Raw genomic sequence first — 15740 nt, forward strand, 5'->3', positions numbered from 1 at the left:
AGCGAGAAGGAATCCTTCTCAGGGAGGAATCGGGGCGAACCCCGACCGGCGGCTACGCCTCGATGACGAGCGGCACGAGCATGGGGCGACGGCGCAGGCGCCGGTTCACCCACGTACCGAGCGTGCGGCGCACGAGCTGCTGCAGTGCGTGCGAATCGCGCACGCCGTTCTGCGCGGCGTCGGCGAGGGCGGCCACGATCTTCGGCTTGACGTCCTCGAACACGGCGTCGTCCTCGGCGAAGCCGCGGGCGTGGATCTCGGGGCCCGAGATGACGCGCCCGGTCGTGGCGTCGACCACGACGATCACCGAGATGAAGCCCTCCTCACCCAGGATGCGGCGGTCCTTCAGGTCGGCGTCGGTGATCTCGCCGACCGTCGACCCGTCGACGTAGACGAAGCCGAGGTCGAGCTGGCCGACCTCGCGCACGACGCCGTCGGTCATGTCGTAGACCGTGCCGTTCTCACCGATGAAGGTGTTCTCGGCGGGGATGCCGGTGTCGCGGGCGAGCTTCGCGTTCGCCTGCAGGTGACGGTACTCGCCGTGGATCGGGAGCACGTTCGCCGGCTTGAGGATGTTGTAGCAGTAGAGCAGCTCGCCCGCGGCCGCGTGGCCCGAGACGTGCACCTTCGCATTCGCCTTGTGCACGACGTTCGCGCCGAGCTTCGTCAGGCCGTCGATCACCCGGTAGACCGCGTTCTCGTTGCCCGGGATGAGGCTCGAGGCGAGGATCACCGTGTCGCCCTCGCCGATCTCGATCTGATGGTCGCGGTTCGCCATGCGGCTCAGCACCGCCATCGGCTCGCCCTGCGAGCCCGTCGACATGTAGACGATCTTGTCGTCGGGGATGTCGCCGGCCTTCTTGTAGTCGACGAGCACGCCCTCGGGCACGTTGAGGTAGCCGAGGTCGGCGGCGATCGTCATGTTGCGCACCATGCTGCGACCGAGGAGCGCGACACGGCGACCGTTCGCGTGCGCCGCGTCGAGCACCTGCTGCACGCGGTGCACGTGGCTCGAGAAGCTCGCGACGACGACCTTCTTCGGCGCGCGCGAGATCACCTGGTCGAGCACGGGGCCGATCTCGCGTTCGAGCGGCGTGAACCCCGGGACATCCGCGTTCGTGGAATCGACCATGAACAGGTCGACGCCCTCTTCGCCGAGGCGGGCGAACTCGCGCAGGTCGGTGAGCCGGCCGTCGAGCGGCAGCTGGTCCATCTTGAAGTCGCCCGTCGCGAGCACCGTGCCCGCGTCGGTGATGATCGCGACGGCGAGCGCGTCGGGGATCGAGTGGTTGACCGCGATGAACTCGAGGTCGAACGGGCCGATCTCCTCGTGCTGCCCCTCCTTCACCGTGAGTGTGTAGGGCGCGATGCGGTGCTCCTTGAGCTTCGCCTCGACGAGCGCGAGGGTGAGCTGCGAGCCGATGAGCGGGATGTCGCCGCGGAGCTTCAGCAGGTACGGCACCGCGCCGATGTGGTCCTCGTGACCGTGCGTGAGCACGACGCCCACGATGTCGTCGAGGCGCTCGCGGAGGAAGCCGAAGTCGGGCAGGATCAGGTCGACGCCCGGCTGGTGCTCCTCGGGGAAGAGCACGCCGCAGTCGACGATGAGGATCTTGCCGTCGATCTCGTAGCTCGTCATGTTGCGGCCGACCTCTCCCAGGCCGCCGATCGGGATGATGCGGAGCGTCCCTGCCTCGAGCGGAGCGGGATCGATGACGGTGTCGGGCACAGTGCCCTCCTTACGTTCGCGGTGTTCAGTTCGGTGCGACGCGCTCGGGCGCCGCGGATGTCTCGTGGTGGGCGCGGCCGCTCAGCGGGTCGTGCCCGCGACCTTCGGCAGGGCGCCGCCGGCGGCGGCGTTGCGGTCGGGTCGGAAGTTGTGGAAGTCGACGCCCTCGACGCCGCGCACGAGGTCGATCTCGTCTTCGATGAGCGCGGCCTCCCACTCTTCGGGGCCGACGAGCGGCAGTCGCACCCGAGGACTCGAGATGCGGCCGAGGCCGTGCAGGATGTACTTCGCCGCGACGGTGCCCGGCACGTGGGTCATCGTCGCGCGCACGAGCGGCTCGAGCTGCTTGTGCGCGTCGGTCGCGGCCTTCAGGTCGCCGCGGTTCACGGCGTCGACGATCGTGCGGTACGGCGCGGGCGCGATGTTCGCGGTGACCCCGATGAGGCCCGTCGCACCGATCGAGAGGTGCGGCAGCACGTTGGCGTCGTCGCCCGAGAAGTACATGAGGTCGGTCTGGTTGAGCACCCGGCTCACCTCGGAGAAGTCGCCCTTGGCGTCTTTCACCGCGAGGATGTTCGGGTGCTTCGCGAGCCGCAGGATCGTCTCGTACTTGATCGGCACGCCCGTGCGACCGGGGATGTCGTAGAGGATGACCGGCAGGTCGGTCGCGTCGGCGACCATCCGGAAGTGGGTGAGGATGCCCGCCTGGGTCGGCTTGTTGTAGTACGGCGTGACGATCATGATGCCGTCGGCGCCGGCCTGCTCGGAATGCTTGTACAGCTCGATCGCGTGCGCGGTCTCGTTGGAGCCGCCGCCCGTGATGATCTTGGCCCGGCCGGCCGCCACGTCTTTGCCGACCTCGACGAGCCGCAGCTTCTCGGGGTCGGTGAGGGTGGAGGTCTCGCCGGTGGTGCCCGTGACGACGATGCCGTCGGCCCCGCCGCGGATGACGTCGTCGATGTGCTTCTCGACCCCGGGCCAATCGACCTCGCCGTCCGCCGTCATCGGCGTGACGAGCGCGACGAGCACTTGTCCGAAGGGGTTCTCTTGAGTCACGCCCACCAGCGTATCGGGTCGGGGGGATGCCGCGTGGCCGCCGTGACTCGATCGGTCATGCCCCGCCGGGCCGGTGGGATCACACCGCTTCGCGAGTCGCAGGAGCAGAAGCACCGATCGCCCTTGCCGCTGCCCTGCGAGCCGGTTCGGTCCTGCGACTCGTCAATGCACGCGGCCTGTCCGCGCCGAGCGCGCGCGAGCCCGGTCGAGTGCTGCGAGGATCGCTGCCTCGACGAGCGGCCAGTCATGCACCACGAGCGCGTAGTCGAACCGCAACGCCTCGTATCCTCTCGTCGACGCGACGGCGTCGCGCACGAGATCTTTGTGACGCGACTGCTTCGTGTCGGCATGGCCGGGAACGCCGTCGACCTCGAGCACGATGCACCCGTCGATCGTGAAGTCGACCCACCCGACTCCCGGAATCGGCACCTGCGCCTCGAGGTCGATGCCGAGGCGCTTCAGTCGTAGACGCAGCAGGGATTCGAGGCCGCTGTCGGCGTTCCAGTGGGCGAGGTCGATGAGGTGCAGATGCATCTTCGGGATGAGCGAGCGCAGGCGCTGCACCGCCGATCGGGTGAGGAGGCGCTTGCGCATGGCCGACTCGAGTGCGACGAAGAAGTCCTCCGGCCCGAAGCACGTGAGCACTTGCGCGAGCGCCTCGACGATCGGCGCGAGTCCGCCCGACGCCGGCCCGCCGTTCCAGTGGAGCACGCATTCGCAGTTCTCATGAGTGCGACGACGGCCGGTGCGCGGCATCGAGACATGCACCCGCCGATCGTCACGATCGAGCAGCCACAAGCCCGCTTCCACCAACCGGTTCCGACAGCCGAGCGTGCCACCATGGGCGACCGCGGCGATGAGGTCGGCCGCAGCGTCAGGCGTCGCATAGACGCCCTCGCGCACCCGCCGGACTTCGCCCGACCGTACGGCCGCACGCAGGGAGTGGGCATCGACGCCGACCTGCGCGAGCTCGGCCGTGCGCGCGACACCGCCGATAGTCTCGCACCGGCGGCGGACGTCGAAGGGCTGCACGCGCATCTTCCGAGACTGCGCCCGCGTACGCCCCCTCGACCGGCCGTGTCGCGGTCCGGGAAGAGCTGACCGGGCGAGTCACCTGTCGAGGACGAGTCGCGAGCGCACGATGTCGGGCGTGCGGTCGAGTCGCAGGAGGATTTGTCCGATCCGGACGCCTTGGCCGCCGAAACGCCTGACTGATCCTTCGACTGGTCGGCGCTCGCCGCTGCGACGCCACGAGCGGTCGTGAGTCGCAGGATCAGATCAGCCGTTGAAGCCCGTGAGGCGACGAATGGCGCGGATCCTCCTGCGAACCGATGAACTGCGAAGCGCGCCGGGTCAGGCGCGGCGGTAGGTGAGGAACCGGTAGCGGATGCCGCTGCGCGACACGTGCGCGCCGTCGACGGGGTCCGCGGCGACGAGCTCGAAGCCGGCCGGCAGGGCCGGGGCGAGCACGTCGCCCGGTTCGGGGGCGAATCCATCGGGATGCACGAGCTCGGTGACCTCGACGAGGTCGACGACACCGGCGAGGTCGGATCGCTCGAGCGCCTCGGCGAAGAGCTGCCCGCCGCCGATCAGCCACGCGCGTTCGACGGCGGCGGCGAGCGCGAGCGCCTCGTCGAGCGAGCCCGCGCGCTCGGCGCCGTCGGCCGCCCAGCCGGCCTGCCGGGTCACGACGATGTTGCGCCGGCCGGGCAGGGGCCGGTACCGCGGGTCGAGCGAGTCCCAGGTCTTGCGGCCCATCACGACCGGCTCGCCCATGGTCACGGCCTTGAAGTGCGCCAGGTCCTCGGGCACGTGCCACGGCATTCCGCCGTCGCGGCCGATGACGCCGCCGTCGGCCTGCGCCCAGACGAGACCGATGCGCGGCGAAGCCGCCGAGTCCGACGTCGGCGCCGCGGCATCCTCGCTCATACGGCGACGGCGGCGCGGATCGCCGGGTGGTGCCGGTACCCCTCGACCACGAAGTCGTCGTACTCGTAGTCGAAGATCGACTCGGGCACCCGGGCGAGCCGGAGCGTCGGGTACGGGTAGGGCTCGCGGGTGAGCTGCTCGGTCACCTGCTCGACGTGGTTGTCGTAGATGTGGCAGTCGCCGCCCGTCCACACGAAGTCGCCGACCTCGAGGCCGGTCTGCGCGGCGACCATGTGCGTGAGCAGCGCGTACGACGCGATGTTGAAGGGCACGCCGAGGAAGAGGTCGGCGCTGCGCTGGTAGAGCTGGCACGACAGCCGGCCGTCGGCGACGTAGAACTGGAACAGCGCGTGGCACGGCGCCAACGCCATCGAGGGGATGTCGGCCGGGTTCCACGCCGAGACGATGAGCCGGCGCGAGTCGGGGTTCTCGCGGATCTGCGCGACGACGTCGGCGATCTGGTCGATGACCTCGCCCGAGGGCGTCGGCCACGAGCGCCACTGCACGCCGTATACGGGGCCGAGCTCGCCGTCGGCGTCGGCCCACTCGTCCCAGATGGTGACGCCGTGCTCCTGCAGCCAGCCGACGTTCGACGAGCCCTGCAGGAACCACAGCAACTCGTACGCGATCGACTTGAAGTGCACGCGCTTCGTCGTGATGAGCGGGAACCCCTTCGAGAGGTCGAACCGCAACTGACGGCCGAACACGCTGCGCGTGCCCGTTCCGGTGCGGTCGGTCTTCGCCTCGCCGTGCTCGAGCACGTCGCGGAGGAGGTCTTCGTACGGGGTGGCGATCGTCTCGGACATCCCGTCAAGGCTAACCCCCGGATGCCCCGGGGCGGGCGTCATTCGTCGTCACAGTCGCCGTGGCGTTCACGAGCCGCCGTACGGTCGGACCATGGATCTCGTGCTCGCCCTCGCCGTCGGCGCCGCGCTCGTCGCCGCGGCCACGGTCGTCGGGCTCGTGTGGCGCTCCGGCCAGGGCCGCGCGGCGACCGGTTCGGGTGCCCGGGTGGTCCCGGCCGACCTCGGCGTCGACCCCGAGGAGTTCGGCGACCGTGCGACGCTCGTGCAGTTCTCGACCGAGTTCTGCAGCCGCTGCCCCGGGGCCGCACGTCTGCTCGCCGGCATCGCCGGCGAGACGACGGGCGTCGGGCACGTCGAGGTCGACCTGACGCATCGTGCCGGCCTGGCCGACCGCTTCCACGTGACCCAGACCCCGACGACGCTCGTCGTCGATGCCGACGGCATCGTGCGCGTGCGCATCGGCGGGGCGCCGCGCGCCGACGTGGTGCGCGCAGAACTCGACCAGGTGCTCGGGAGGCAGCATGTCGACGTCCGCTGACCGACCGGCGGCGACCACCGCCCCGCGCGGCATCGATCCGCGCGGGCCCCGCTTCGGCGCGGGCATCACGGCGGTGCTGCTGCTCGTGACCGTCGTGCTCGCCGTGGCGGGCGCCGAGGCGGCCGCGTTCTGGCTGCTCGTCGCGATCGCCGCGCTCTTCGCGTGGGGCGCGTTCGCCGGAATCGCCAGGCATCCCTACGGGCTGCTCTTCAAGCGGCTCGTCCGGCCCCGGCTCGCGCCGCCGCCCGAGCTCGAGGACCCGCGGCCGCCGACCTTCGCCCAGGGCGTCGGCTTCGCCGTGACGCTCGCGGGCATCGTGCTCGCCCTGGTCGGCGTCCCGCTCGCGGTGCCGATCGCGGCAGCGATCGCGTTCTTCGCCGCCTTCCTCAACGCCGTGTTCGGGTTCTGCCTGGGCTGCTGGCTGTACCTGTGGCTCGTGCGCGCCCGGGTGATCCGCACGGCGTGAGGCGGCGGCATCCGACCGGTCACGAGCCCTGCCTGCGACGCACGCTCCCCCGCTAGGCTGAGAGCCCGGCTCGAAGTGGAGGAACCCGATGGCACTCACCAGTGAAGCGACCACCGTCTGGAAGGGCACCCTGTTCGAGGGATCGGGCGACGTCGCCCTCGACTCGTCGGGGCTCGCGAACTTCCCCGTGAACTGGAAGGCGCGCGCCGAGGGCGTCGCGAACACGACCAACCCCGAAGAGCTCCTCGCGGCGGCGCACTCGTCGTGCTTCTCGATGGCGCTCTCGCTCGCGCTCGCCGAGGCCGGCAACCCCGCCGAGAGCATCCAGACGACCGCGGCCGTGACCTTCGAGCCGGGCAAGGGCGTGCTCGGCAGCCACCTGCTCGTGAGCGCACGCGTGCCGGGCCTCAGCGAGGCCGAGTTCGAGGCGTTCGCGAACGACGCGAAGGCGGGCTGCCCGATCTCGCAGGCGCTCGCCGGCATCCCGATCACGATCGAAGCCGAACTCGCCTGATCGATGCGGGTCCTGATCGCCGGTGCCTCGGGCTACATCGGCACCTCGCTCGGGGCCCGGCTCCGCGCCGACGGCCACGAGGTCGTGCGACTCGTGCGCCGTCGTGCGCACGAGTCCGACGAGGTCTCGTGGTCGCCGGCCGCGGGCATCATCGACTTCACCGTGATGGATCGCGTCGACGCGGTCGTGAACCTCGCCGGTGCCTCGCTCGCACGGCTGCCGTGGACGAAGCGGTACCGCGACGAGATACTCGAGTCGCGGATCACCGCGACCCGCACCCTCGCCGACGCGATGCGCAAGGCGCGCACGCCGCCGACGGTGTTCCTCAGCGCGTCGGCCGTCGGCTACTACGGCGACCGGCCGGGCGAGCTGTTGACCGAGTACTCGAGCGCCGGCGGCGGATTCCTCTCTGAGGTCGTCGGACGGTGGGAGGCGGCCGCGTCGCTCGCCCCTGAGGAGACCCGCACCGTGCTCGTGCGCACGGGGCTCGTGGTGGGTGCGGGCGGCGGCGCGATCCAGCGCGTCGCGACCCTGACGAAGTTCGGCCTGTCGAGCAGGCTGGGCACGGGCGGCCAGCACTGGCCGTGGATCGCCCTCGACGACGAGGTCGGGGCGCTCGTGCACCTGCTCGACTCGAAGGTGGCGGGCCCGGTCAACTTCGTCGGGCCCACCCCGGCCACGGCCGATCGGGTGATGCGGGCGATGGCGGAGCGGATGCGGCGCCCGCACGTGTTCGGTGTTCCCGAGAAGATGCTCGAGCTCGCGCTCGGCAGCGCCGCCGACGAGCTGCTGCTCGCGAGCCAGAAGGTGCGGCCGCAGCGCCTCATCGACGACGGCTACCGGTTCACGCACTCGACCGTCGAGTCGGCGATCGACGCGATGGTCAGAGCTGCCGCCGATCGAGCTCGATAGCCCGGCGCACGGCCTGACGCGCGCGACGGCGGTCGCCCGCCGCGTCGTAGGCGAGGCCGAGTCGCAGCCAGGCGCGCCACGAGTCCTCGTCGGCCTCGACCTCGGCCTTGAACCGGCCGAACTCGGCGTCGGCCGCCGCCCGATCGCCGCGTCCGCTCGGGCGCAGCGGCAGTCCGAGGTCGGTGCCGCCCTCGTCGTTCAGGCGCCTGATGAGCTCCTGCGAGCGGATGCCGAACGCGAGTTCGCGCCAGAGCGCCCACACGGCGATGACGGGCAGCACGATGAGCGCGACGCCCATCACGACGGCGACGGGCTCGCCCGTGCCGATGAACTGCACGGCGCGCCATCCGATGAGCACGAGGTACAGCGCGAGCAGCGCCGCCATGATGAGCGCGCCCGTCTTGGCCGTGAGCCCGCGGCGACGGCCGGCAGCGGTCATCGTGCGGCGCCCGGCAGGCCGAGGTCGAGCAGGGCGTCGAGGCCCACGCTGACCCCGGATGCCTCGGGCGCGCGCCGGAGCGCGAGCAGGATGCCGGCCTCGTACGAGCTCGGCGAGAGCGTCGAGTGCGTGAACGTCAGGGTCTCGCCGTCACCGCCCATGATGACGCGCTGCTCGGCGAGCGTCCCCGCCATGCGCAGGCTGTGCACGGGGACCCCTGAGACGAGCTGGCCGCGGGCGCGCTGGTCGGCGTGGGGCGCCGAGACCGGACCGGCCGCGCCGCGGGCCTCGCCGATGAGCTCGGCGGTGCGCACGGCCGTGCCCGACGGCGAGTCGACCTTGCCGGCGTGGTGCGCCTCGATGATCTCGATCGAGTCGAAGTAGGGGGCGGCGAGCGACGCGAACGCCGTGGCGAGCACGCTGCCGATCGAGAAGTTCGGCACGAACAGCACCGCACCGGCGTCGTCGTGACCGCGCACGAACTTCGTGATCTCGGCGATGCGGTCGCGCGACCAGCCCGAGGTGCCGACCACGATCGGGATGCCGGCGCCCGCCGCGAACTCGACGATGGCGGGGCTCGCCGCGGGGTGCGTGACGTCGAGCGCGACGTCGGCGCCGAGCATGTCGTCGAGGCTCGAGCCCGAGCCGAGCGCCGAGTGCAGCTCGAGATCGTCGGCCGCCTCGATGAGTCGGATCGCCAGCTGCCCCATCTTGCCCGTGGCTCCGGCCACGGCGACCTTGATCGTCACCCGTCGAGTCTACCGAGGCGCACCGGCGGACCTCCGCCGCGGCATCCTGCGCACCGCGCCCGCGCCGCCGGCCACGGCGGGCGGCCGCCGTCGCCGCCTGCCGGCCGAATATGCTCGACGCATGCTGCGATACCGCGAGGCCGCCGTGACCGATGCCGATGCCCACGCACTGCTCGAGGCGTACTTCGCCGAGCGCGCGGCGGGCTTCCCCGTCGAGCAGGGCGCGTACCGCCCGACCTGGCCCGATGCCGCGCAGTTCACGCCGCCTGCGGGCGTGTTCCTCGTCGTCGTCGATGACGACCGCGGCGGCGAGCTCGTCGGATGCGGCGGCGTGCGGCGCATCCAGCGCCGCCCCGAGACGTACGAGATCAGGTTCGAGGTCAAGCACCTCTGGCTCGCCCCCGCCGGTCGCGGCCGCGGCGAGGGCAAGCGCCTCCTCGCGGAGCTCGAGCGCCGGGCGGTCGAGTTCGGCGCCCAGGAGCTCGTGCTCGACACGAACGCGTCGCTCGAGGCGGCCGGCGGGCTCTACCGCTCGGCGGGCTACGTCGACATCGAGCCCTACAACGCCAACCCGAACGCGACGAACTGGTACGGCAAGCGGGTCTGAGCGATCAGATCGAGAACGGCTCGGGCAGGCCCGTCCGCAGCTCGGGCGGCAGGTGCGAGAGGTCGTTGTGCACGACGAGGCTCCACGGTCGCCCCGGCTTCTGCGTGAGCACGGTGAGCCCGGCGTTGGCCTGGTTGATCGACACCCAGCGCCAGTCGGGGGCGCCGAGCACCTCGCGCACGAACCAGCCGATCACGAAGTTGTGGGTGATGAGCAGCTCGTGGCGGTCGTCGCGGTGCGAACGCAGGAACTCGGCGACGGCGTCGGCCATCTGCGCGCTGCCGGCCTCGATCTCCTCCTCGGTGACCGAGCCGAAGAACGGGTCGTAGAACTTCGGGGTCTCGGGCGCCGGTCCCGACGGGATGCAGTCGAACAGGAGCGCCGACGGCTCGGGGTTCAGCGCCGGCATCTTCGCGGCGATGATCTCGGCGGTCTCGGTGGCTCGCTGGAGCGGCGAGTGCCACGCGTGGTCGAACGGGATGCCGCCGAGCCGCTCGGCCAGGAGCTCGGCCTGGCGGCGACCTCTCGGTGAGAGCGGGCCGTCGGGCAGCCCGTGTTCGGCGTCGAGCTGCTCGCCATGCCGCACGAGATAGAGGTGGTGTGCCACGGATATCGTTCCTGTACTGCTCGTAGGGTCGCGATCAGGCGACGTCGGTGCTCGGCGCGAGCTGGTCGACCGCGCCGGTGAAGGCCGCCTCGTCGATCGCACCCACGGCGACCACCGAGAACGGCCGGGAGACGAGTTCGTCTGCGAGCGCGCGCACGTCGTCGACGGTGACGCGTGCGATGCGCCGCAGCGCCTCGTCGAGGTCTGCGAACTCCCCGAGCGTGAGCTCGGCGCGGCCGAGCCTCGACATGCGGGTGTCGGAGTCTTCGAGCGCGAGCGCCGAGGCGCCCGCGAGCTGGCCGGCGGCCCGCTGCAGCTCGTCGGCGGTGACCCCGTCGCGTGCGAGGCGCTCGAGCTCGTCGCGCATGAGCTCGGCGACGGTTCCGGCCTTCGCCGGAGCGCACCCCGCGTACATGCCGAAGAGCCCCGCGTCGGAGTAGGCGGGCGCGAACGAGTAGACGGCGTAGGCGAGGCCCCGGCGCTCGCGCACCTGCTGGAAGAGGCGCGACGACATGCCGGAGCCGAAGATCGCGTTGAGCATGCTCATGGTCGACCGGCGCTCGTCGGTCGCGACGAGGCCGGGCACGCCGACGAGCAGGTTCACCTGCTCGGTCGGCCGCTCGACGACCGTGAGCGGATGCCCCGTGGCGAGCACCGCCTGGTCGGTCGAGCGGCGCGCGACGGGGTCGCCGGCCTCGTCGAGGCGCCAGCCCGCATCGCCGAGGGCGCGCACGAGATCGGTGACGAGCGCGTCGTGGTCGACCGCGCCCGCAACCGTGACGACCAGGTCTTGCGGGCGGTAGTTGGCGCGGTAGTGCTCGTGCACGGCCGAGCGGGTCGCCGCTCGGATCGTCGCCGGGTCGCCGCCGATCGGGCGCCCGAGCGGGTGGTCGCCGAGCACGGTGCGGAAGAAGCGCTCGTTCGCGACATCGGCCGGGTCGTCGCCCGCCATCGACAGCTCTTCGAGGATGACGCCGCGCTCGGTCTCGAACTCGTCGGCGTCGAGGAGCGACGAGGTGAACATGTCGGCGAGCACCTCGACGGCCATCGGCAGGTCCCGGTCCTGCACCTTCGCGTAGTAGCAGGTGTACTCCTTGGCGGTGAGCGCGTTGTGCTCGCCGCCGACGGAGTCGAACGAGATCGCGATGTCGAGTGCCGTGCGCTTCGCCGTGCCCTTGAACAGCAGGTGCTCGAGGAAGTGGGTCGACCCGAGGCTCGCCGGCCCCGCGGCATCCGCCGCCTGCTCGTCGCGCGAGCCGACCGCGACCCAGAAGCCGATCGTCACGCTCCGGCTGCCCGGAACCTGCTCGCTCAGCACCCGGACGCCCGAGGGGAGCACCGAACGCCGCACGCGCGAGCCGCCCGTCGCCTCGAACGAGAGCTCGGCCTGGCCGAGTGGGAGGTCGACGGCGCCGTTCATCCCGAACAGCCTATGCCACCCGGGCGCGGAAAGCAGGTCGGCGGCGAAGCCGCCGCCCTCACGCCGACGCGCGGTCGAGTTCGACGAGTTCGGAGCGCGTGAGCTCCACCGCCGTGGCGGCGAGGAGCGCATCGACCTGCTCGGGTCGCGTCGCGCTCGCGACGGGAGCGGCGACCGTCGGCTTCGCCAGCAGCCACGCGAGCGCGATCGTCGCGGGCTGCACGCCGTGCGCGAAGGCGACCTCGTCGACGGCGGCGAGCACGCGGTGACCGCGGCGCCCGAGGTGCTTCGCCTGGCGTGCACCGCGCGCATCATGCCGCACATCGGCGCGACGGCGCACCTGCCCGCCGAGGAATCCGTTCGCGAGCGCGAAGTACGGCAGCACCGCGAGTCCCTGGGCGTGCGCGACGAGTTCGGGTGCGCCCTCGAAGGGGCGTCGCTCCATGAGGTTGTACCGGGTGGTGAACGTGTGGAACCGCGGCAGTCCGTTGGCTGCGAGCACGCGGGCCTCGATGAGCCGGTCGGTGCCGAAGTCGCTGGCACCGATCGCGCCGACCTTGCCGGCCGCGATGAGCGCGTCGATCGCGCCGAGGCTCTCCTCGAGCGGCACGTCGGGATCTTCGCCGTGGAAGTGCACGAGGTCGAGGCGCTCGACGCCGAGTCGGGCGAGCGACGCCTCCACCGAGGCGTTGATCTGCTTCGGCGAGAGGCCCGGGTGGTCGGGGTGTCGGCCGATCTTCGTCATGACCGCGACCCGTCCGCGGGTGCGACGGGACTCGAGCCACATGCCGACGATCGATTCGCTGCGGCCCGCGGCGTAGCTGTCCGCCGTGTCGATGAGCGAACCGCCGATGCCCGCGAACCGGTCGAGCACGGCGAAGGCCTGGTCGGCGCCGAGGGTCCACCCGAAGGTCGACGCCCCGAGCGCGAAGGGCTGCGCCGTGATGCCGGTGTCGCCGATCGCGACCCGCGCGGGTACCGTGATCGGGCCGGAGAGCGGGTTGGACGCGACCGTCTCGACGCGCAGCCGGCCCGTCGCGGGCTCGGTGCGCCCGAATTCGCCGGCCGCCGCGGGCGCGTCGTCGAACTCGGCGACCGCCGCCCCCGCAGCGCTCGCCGCGTCACCGCGGTAGACGTGTCGAGCCACTCGTCTCCTCCTCCCCAGGATTGGCTCCGAGAATAGGCAGATCGAGCGCGTATTCGGCGCCGATTCGATGGAGATCGGGTGAACCGTTATCGAATCGTTTGCTGGGAGGCCCCCGTTGTCCCCCGTTCGCGGGAGAGTGAGGGTCGCTCAGCGAATGCCGACGCCGCGTCAGTCGCGGACGCGTCGCAGCAGGGCCTCGGCCTGCGCGAGCACGGGTGCGTCGACCATCGTCCCCCGGAACGAGAACACCCCGTGCTCCCCCTCGGCCGCTGCCAGCACCGCGCGCGCCCACTCGAGCCGCTCCGCGTCGGGCCGGTACGCCGACCGCACGACCTCGGCCTGCGAAGGGTGGATGCACGCGGTCGCCGCGAACCCGACCGCCGCCGCGTCCTCGGCCTCGAGGCGCAGCCCGTCGAGGTCGGCGATGTCGAGGTGCACGGCGTCGATCGCGGCGACGCCGTGCGCGCCGGCGGCGAGCAGCACCTGGGACCTGGCGTGCCGCGCCACCGCTCGATAGCCGCCGTCGGGGGCCCGGCTCGAGGAGCCGCCGAGCGAGGCGACGAGGTCTTCGGCCCCCCACATGAGCGCCGACACGTTCGGGATGGCCGCGATCTCGGCGGCGGCCATGACCCCGCGCGCCGTCTCGCAGAGCGCGAGGACCTCGAGCTCGGCGAGGTCGACGAGGTCGGCGGTGCCCTCGCACTTGGCGAGCATCACCGTGCGGTAGCCGGTCTCGGCGAGCGCGGCGAGGTCGGCCGCGAACGCCTCGGTGCCGGCCGGGTTGACGCGCACGATCACCCGCTCGGGGTCGAGCGGGGTCTCGACCAGGGCCGCCCGTGCGTCGGGCTTCGCATCGGGCGAGACGGCGTCCTCCAGGTCGAGGATCACGGCGTCGGCGCGGTCGAGCGCCTTCGCGTAGCGCTCCGGCCGGTCGGCCGGGCAGAAGAGGATCGCGGGGCCGAATCGGAAGACGGGGCGCTCGGTCATCATTCCTCCTCGTCGGCGACGCGACGCAAACGGTCACCGGCGACCGCGGGACCGCCCGCATCACGGGCCTCGGCCGCCTGCCGCTCGCCCGCCTCGCGCATCCACATGAGCACCGAGCGGGTCGCGCGCGCGACCTCCACCCCGTGCTGGTTGCGCCCGACGTGGTGCAGCGTCACGATGCCCTGGCCCGGCCGCGAGGCCGACTCGCGCGTCGCCACGACGAGCGTCTCGCTGTAGAGCGTATCGCCGTGGTACATCGGCGCCGGGAAGGCGACCTCGGTGAATCCGAGGTTCGCGACGATCGTGCCCTGCGTGAGCTGCGCGACCGAGGCCCCGACGATCGTCGCGAGCGTGAACATCGAGTTCACGAGCCGCTCGCCGAACGGCTGCCCTTCGGCCCACGCGGCATCGAGGTGCAACGACTGGGTGTTCATCGTGAGCGTCGTGAACAGCACGTTGTCGGCCTCGGTCACGGTGCGACCCGGCCGGTGCAGGTAGCGGGTGCCCGGCTCGAACTCCTCGAACCAGAGCCCGCGCTGCAGCACCTCGCGGCGCACCTCGGGCAACTCGGTCGACTCGCCGGGCATCGCCCGCTCCCTTCCGCCGCGGGTCGGCCCGCGGCATCCCTCTCGATTCGAACGCTACCCCGCGAGACCCAGCTCGCGCGCGATGACCATGAGCTGCACCTCGTTCGTGCCCTCGCCGATCTCGAGGATCTTCGAGTCGCGGTAGTGCCGCGCGACGAGCGTCTCGTTCATGAAGCCCATGCCGCCGAAGATCTGCGTCGCGTCGCGCGAGTTCGCCATCGCGGCGTCGCTCGCGACGAGCTTCGCGATCGCGGCCTCCTTCTTGAACGGGACCCCGGCGTCGGCGCGGCGCGCGGCGTCGTGCCAGGCGAGACGCGCCGTGTGCGCGCGCGCCTGCATCTGCGCGATCGTGAACGCGATGTACTGGTGCGACGCGATCGGCACGCCGAAGACGTTGCGGGTCTTCGCGTAGGCGATCGCCTCGTCGAGGCAGCCCTGCGCCGCGCCGGTCGCGAGCGCGGCGATCGCGATGCGGCCCTCGTCGAGCGTCTGCAGGAAGTTCGCGAAGCCGCGGCCGCGCTCGCCGAGCAGGTTCGCTGCGGGCACGCGCACGTCGTCGAACATGAGCGCGTGCGTGTCGCTCGCGCGCCAGCCCACCTTGTCGTAGCCGGGGGCGACCGTGAAGCCGGGTGTGCCGTTCGGCACGATGATCGTCGAGAGCTCCTTCGAGACCGAGCCGTCGGGGCGGGTTCGCTCGCCGGTCACCGCCGTGATGGTGACGAAGCTCGTGATCGGCGTGCCCGAGTTGGTGATGAACTGCTTCGAGCCGTTGATGACCCACTCGTCGCCGTCGAGCACGGCGGTCGTGCGGGTGGCGCCGGCATCGGACCCGGCCTCGGGCTCGGTCAGGCCGAAGCCGGCGAGCGCTCGCCCGGCCACGAGGTCGGGCAGCAGCTCGGCCTTCTGCTCGTCGGTGCCGTGGCGGAAGATCGGCATCGCGCCGAGGCCGACCGCGGCCTCGAGGGTGATCGCGATCGACTGGTCGACCCGTGCGAGGGCCTCGATCGCGAGGCACAGCGCGAGGTAGTCGCCGCCTTGGCCGCCGACCTCCTCGGGGAAGGGCAGGCCGAAGAGCCCGAGCTCGCCCATCTGCGCGACGACGTCCATCGAGAGCGTGTGGGTGCGGTCGGCCTCGTACGACTGCGGGGCGACGACGGTGTCGGCGAACTCGCAGACCATGTCGTACAGCTGCTGTTCTTCGCTGGTCAGCTCGGTGCTCACGGTCGTGCTCCTCATTCCTGGTGGGG

The 15740-nt window shown here is 71.7% G+C and carries 18 protein-coding genes and 1 pseudogene; 5 read left to right on the plus strand and 14 right to left on the minus strand.

All coding sequences use genetic code 11. The features are described 5' to 3' along the window. Positions 1-52: 52 nt before the first annotated feature. The 6 genes and pseudogenes from AC3RJ6_RS14855 to AC3RJ6_RS14880 all read right to left on the minus strand — a co-directional run bounded on the left by AC3RJ6_RS14855 (position 53) and on the right by AC3RJ6_RS14880 (position 5520). Positions 53-1729 carry a ribonuclease J gene (locus tag AC3RJ6_RS14855; RefSeq protein ID WP_491427867.1) on the minus strand — a complete coding sequence of 559 codons (1677 nt, stop codon included), beginning with the start codon at positions 1727-1729 and terminating at the stop codon, positions 53-55. Positions 1730-1810: 81 nt separating this feature from the next. After that, entirely contained in the window at positions 1811-2785 is a 975-nt protein-coding gene (dapA, locus tag AC3RJ6_RS14860; RefSeq protein WP_491427868.1) for a 4-hydroxy-tetrahydrodipicolinate synthase, read from the minus strand. Positions 2786-2947: 162 nt separating this feature from the next. Next, positions 2948-3496: a DUF559 domain-containing protein gene (locus AC3RJ6_RS14865; RefSeq protein ID WP_491428355.1), complete on the minus strand. Its 549-nt coding sequence runs from the start codon at positions 3494-3496 to the stop codon at positions 2948-2950. A gap of 222 nt (positions 3497-3718) precedes the next feature. After that, a pseudogene (locus AC3RJ6_RS14870) lies at positions 3719-3823 on the minus strand (hypothetical protein); the annotation flags it as partial. 315 nt (positions 3824-4138) lie between these two features. After that, positions 4139-4714 (minus strand): dihydrofolate reductase, encoded by a 576-nt coding sequence (locus tag AC3RJ6_RS14875; RefSeq protein WP_491427869.1) that lies wholly within the window; start codon positions 4712-4714, stop codon positions 4139-4141. Continuing rightward, positions 4711-5520, minus strand: a complete 810-nt coding sequence (locus AC3RJ6_RS14880) for a thymidylate synthase (protein WP_491427870.1) — start codon at positions 5518-5520, stop codon at positions 4711-4713. Before AC3RJ6_RS14880 ends, AC3RJ6_RS14875 begins: the two co-directional genes overlap by 4 nt. 91 nt (positions 5521-5611) lie before the next feature. Between AC3RJ6_RS14880 and AC3RJ6_RS14885 the strand changes: the two genes are divergently transcribed. The 4 genes from AC3RJ6_RS14885 to AC3RJ6_RS14900 all read left to right on the plus strand — a co-directional run bounded on the left by AC3RJ6_RS14885 (position 5612) and on the right by AC3RJ6_RS14900 (position 7950). Beyond that, a complete protein-coding gene (locus AC3RJ6_RS14885; protein ID WP_491427871.1) occupies positions 5612-6058 on the plus strand; it encodes a TlpA family protein disulfide reductase in 447 nt (148 codons plus the stop codon). Beyond that, positions 6042-6524: a DUF4395 domain-containing protein gene (locus tag AC3RJ6_RS14890; protein ID WP_491427872.1), complete on the plus strand. Its 483-nt coding sequence runs from the start codon at positions 6042-6044 to the stop codon at positions 6522-6524. The genes AC3RJ6_RS14885 and AC3RJ6_RS14890 overlap by 17 nt, the downstream gene beginning before the upstream one ends. Before the next feature lie 88 nt (positions 6525-6612). Further along, on the plus strand, positions 6613-7038 hold the full coding sequence (locus tag AC3RJ6_RS14895) for an OsmC family peroxiredoxin (RefSeq protein WP_231431320.1): 426 nt from the start codon (positions 6613-6615) through the stop codon (positions 7036-7038). Positions 7039-7041: 3 nt separating this feature from the next. Continuing rightward, positions 7042-7950: a TIGR01777 family oxidoreductase gene (locus tag AC3RJ6_RS14900; protein WP_491427873.1), complete on the plus strand. Its 909-nt coding sequence runs from the start codon at positions 7042-7044 to the stop codon at positions 7948-7950. On the opposite strand, the gene AC3RJ6_RS14905 is transcribed toward AC3RJ6_RS14900, so the two are convergent. Both AC3RJ6_RS14905 and dapB read right to left on the minus strand, forming a co-directional pair. Then, a complete protein-coding gene (locus AC3RJ6_RS14905; protein ID WP_491427874.1) occupies positions 7922-8389 on the minus strand; it encodes a hypothetical protein in 468 nt (155 codons plus the stop codon). The genes AC3RJ6_RS14900 and AC3RJ6_RS14905 overlap by 29 nt on opposite strands. After that, complete coding sequence (dapB, locus tag AC3RJ6_RS14910) at positions 8386-9138, minus strand: 4-hydroxy-tetrahydrodipicolinate reductase (RefSeq protein ID WP_491427875.1); 753 nt, start codon at positions 9136-9138, stop codon at positions 8386-8388. The genes AC3RJ6_RS14905 and dapB overlap by 4 nt, the downstream gene beginning before the upstream one ends. A 121-nt stretch (positions 9139-9259) precedes the next feature. Between dapB and AC3RJ6_RS14915 the strand changes: the two genes are divergently transcribed. After that, positions 9260-9745, plus strand: a complete 486-nt coding sequence (locus tag AC3RJ6_RS14915) for a GNAT family N-acetyltransferase (protein WP_491427876.1) — start codon at positions 9260-9262, stop codon at positions 9743-9745. 4 nt (positions 9746-9749) lie between these two features. Here the strand turns inward: AC3RJ6_RS14915 and AC3RJ6_RS14920 are convergent, their stop codons facing one another. The 6 genes from AC3RJ6_RS14920 to AC3RJ6_RS14945 all read right to left on the minus strand — a co-directional run bounded on the left by AC3RJ6_RS14920 (position 9750) and on the right by AC3RJ6_RS14945 (position 15729). Continuing rightward, entirely contained in the window at positions 9750-10352 is a 603-nt protein-coding gene (locus AC3RJ6_RS14920) for a histidine phosphatase family protein (protein ID WP_491427877.1), read from the minus strand. 34 nt (positions 10353-10386) lie between these two features. Continuing rightward, positions 10387-11772: a M16 family metallopeptidase gene (locus AC3RJ6_RS14925; protein WP_491427878.1), complete on the minus strand. Its 1386-nt coding sequence runs from the start codon at positions 11770-11772 to the stop codon at positions 10387-10389. 58 nt (positions 11773-11830) lie between these two features. Beyond that, positions 11831-12919 (minus strand): aldo/keto reductase, encoded by a 1089-nt coding sequence (locus AC3RJ6_RS14930; protein ID WP_491427879.1) that lies wholly within the window; start codon positions 12917-12919, stop codon positions 11831-11833. A gap of 168 nt (positions 12920-13087) precedes the next feature. Next, a complete protein-coding gene (locus AC3RJ6_RS14935) occupies positions 13088-13906 on the minus strand; it encodes an HpcH/HpaI aldolase/citrate lyase family protein (RefSeq protein WP_491427880.1) in 819 nt (272 codons plus the stop codon). Then, positions 13906-14493 (minus strand): MaoC family dehydratase, encoded by a 588-nt coding sequence (locus AC3RJ6_RS14940; protein ID WP_491427881.1) that lies wholly within the window; start codon positions 14491-14493, stop codon positions 13906-13908. Before AC3RJ6_RS14940 ends, AC3RJ6_RS14935 begins: the two co-directional genes overlap by 1 nt. Before the next feature lie 54 nt (positions 14494-14547). After that, complete coding sequence (locus AC3RJ6_RS14945) at positions 14548-15729, minus strand: acyl-CoA dehydrogenase family protein (RefSeq protein ID WP_491427882.1); 1182 nt, start codon at positions 15727-15729, stop codon at positions 14548-14550. Positions 15730-15740: the final 11 nt, after the last annotated feature.

The sequence above is a fragment of the Agromyces cucurbitae genome, assembly GCF_058349945.1.

Bases quoted from the DNA above. Each gene is read 5' to 3' on its own strand.
- AC3RJ6_RS14895 (WP_231431320.1), top strand. From the start codon at position 6,613: ATGGCACTCACCAGTGAAGCGACCACCGTCTGGAAGGGCACCCTGTTC.
- AC3RJ6_RS14905 (WP_491427874.1), bottom strand. From the start codon at position 8,389: ATGACCGCTGCCGGCCGTCGCCGCGGGCTCACGGCCAAGACGGGCGCG.
- AC3RJ6_RS14890 (WP_491427872.1), top strand. From the start codon at position 6,042: ATGTCGACGTCCGCTGACCGACCGGCGGCGACCACCGCCCCGCGCGGC.
- AC3RJ6_RS14945 (WP_491427882.1), bottom strand. From the start codon at position 15,729: ATGAGGAGCACGACCGTGAGCACCGAGCTGACCAGCGAAGAACAGCAG.
- AC3RJ6_RS14925 (WP_491427878.1), bottom strand. From the start codon at position 11,772: ATGAACGGCGCCGTCGACCTCCCACTCGGCCAGGCCGAGCTCTCGTTC.
- AC3RJ6_RS14915 (WP_491427876.1), top strand. From the start codon at position 9,260: ATGCTGCGATACCGCGAGGCCGCCGTGACCGATGCCGATGCCCACGCA.
- AC3RJ6_RS14935 (WP_491427880.1), bottom strand. From the start codon at position 13,906: ATGACCGAGCGCCCCGTCTTCCGATTCGGCCCCGCGATCCTCTTCTGC.
- AC3RJ6_RS14900 (WP_491427873.1), top strand. From the start codon at position 7,042: ATGCGGGTCCTGATCGCCGGTGCCTCGGGCTACATCGGCACCTCGCTC.
- AC3RJ6_RS14885 (WP_491427871.1), top strand. From the start codon at position 5,612: ATGGATCTCGTGCTCGCCCTCGCCGTCGGCGCCGCGCTCGTCGCCGCG.
- AC3RJ6_RS14875 (WP_491427869.1), bottom strand. From the start codon at position 4,714: ATGAGCGAGGATGCCGCGGCGCCGACGTCGGACTCGGCGGCTTCGCCG.
- AC3RJ6_RS14880 (WP_491427870.1), bottom strand. From the start codon at position 5,520: ATGTCCGAGACGATCGCCACCCCGTACGAAGACCTCCTCCGCGACGTG.
- AC3RJ6_RS14940 (WP_491427881.1), bottom strand. From the start codon at position 14,493: ATGCCCGGCGAGTCGACCGAGTTGCCCGAGGTGCGCCGCGAGGTGCTG.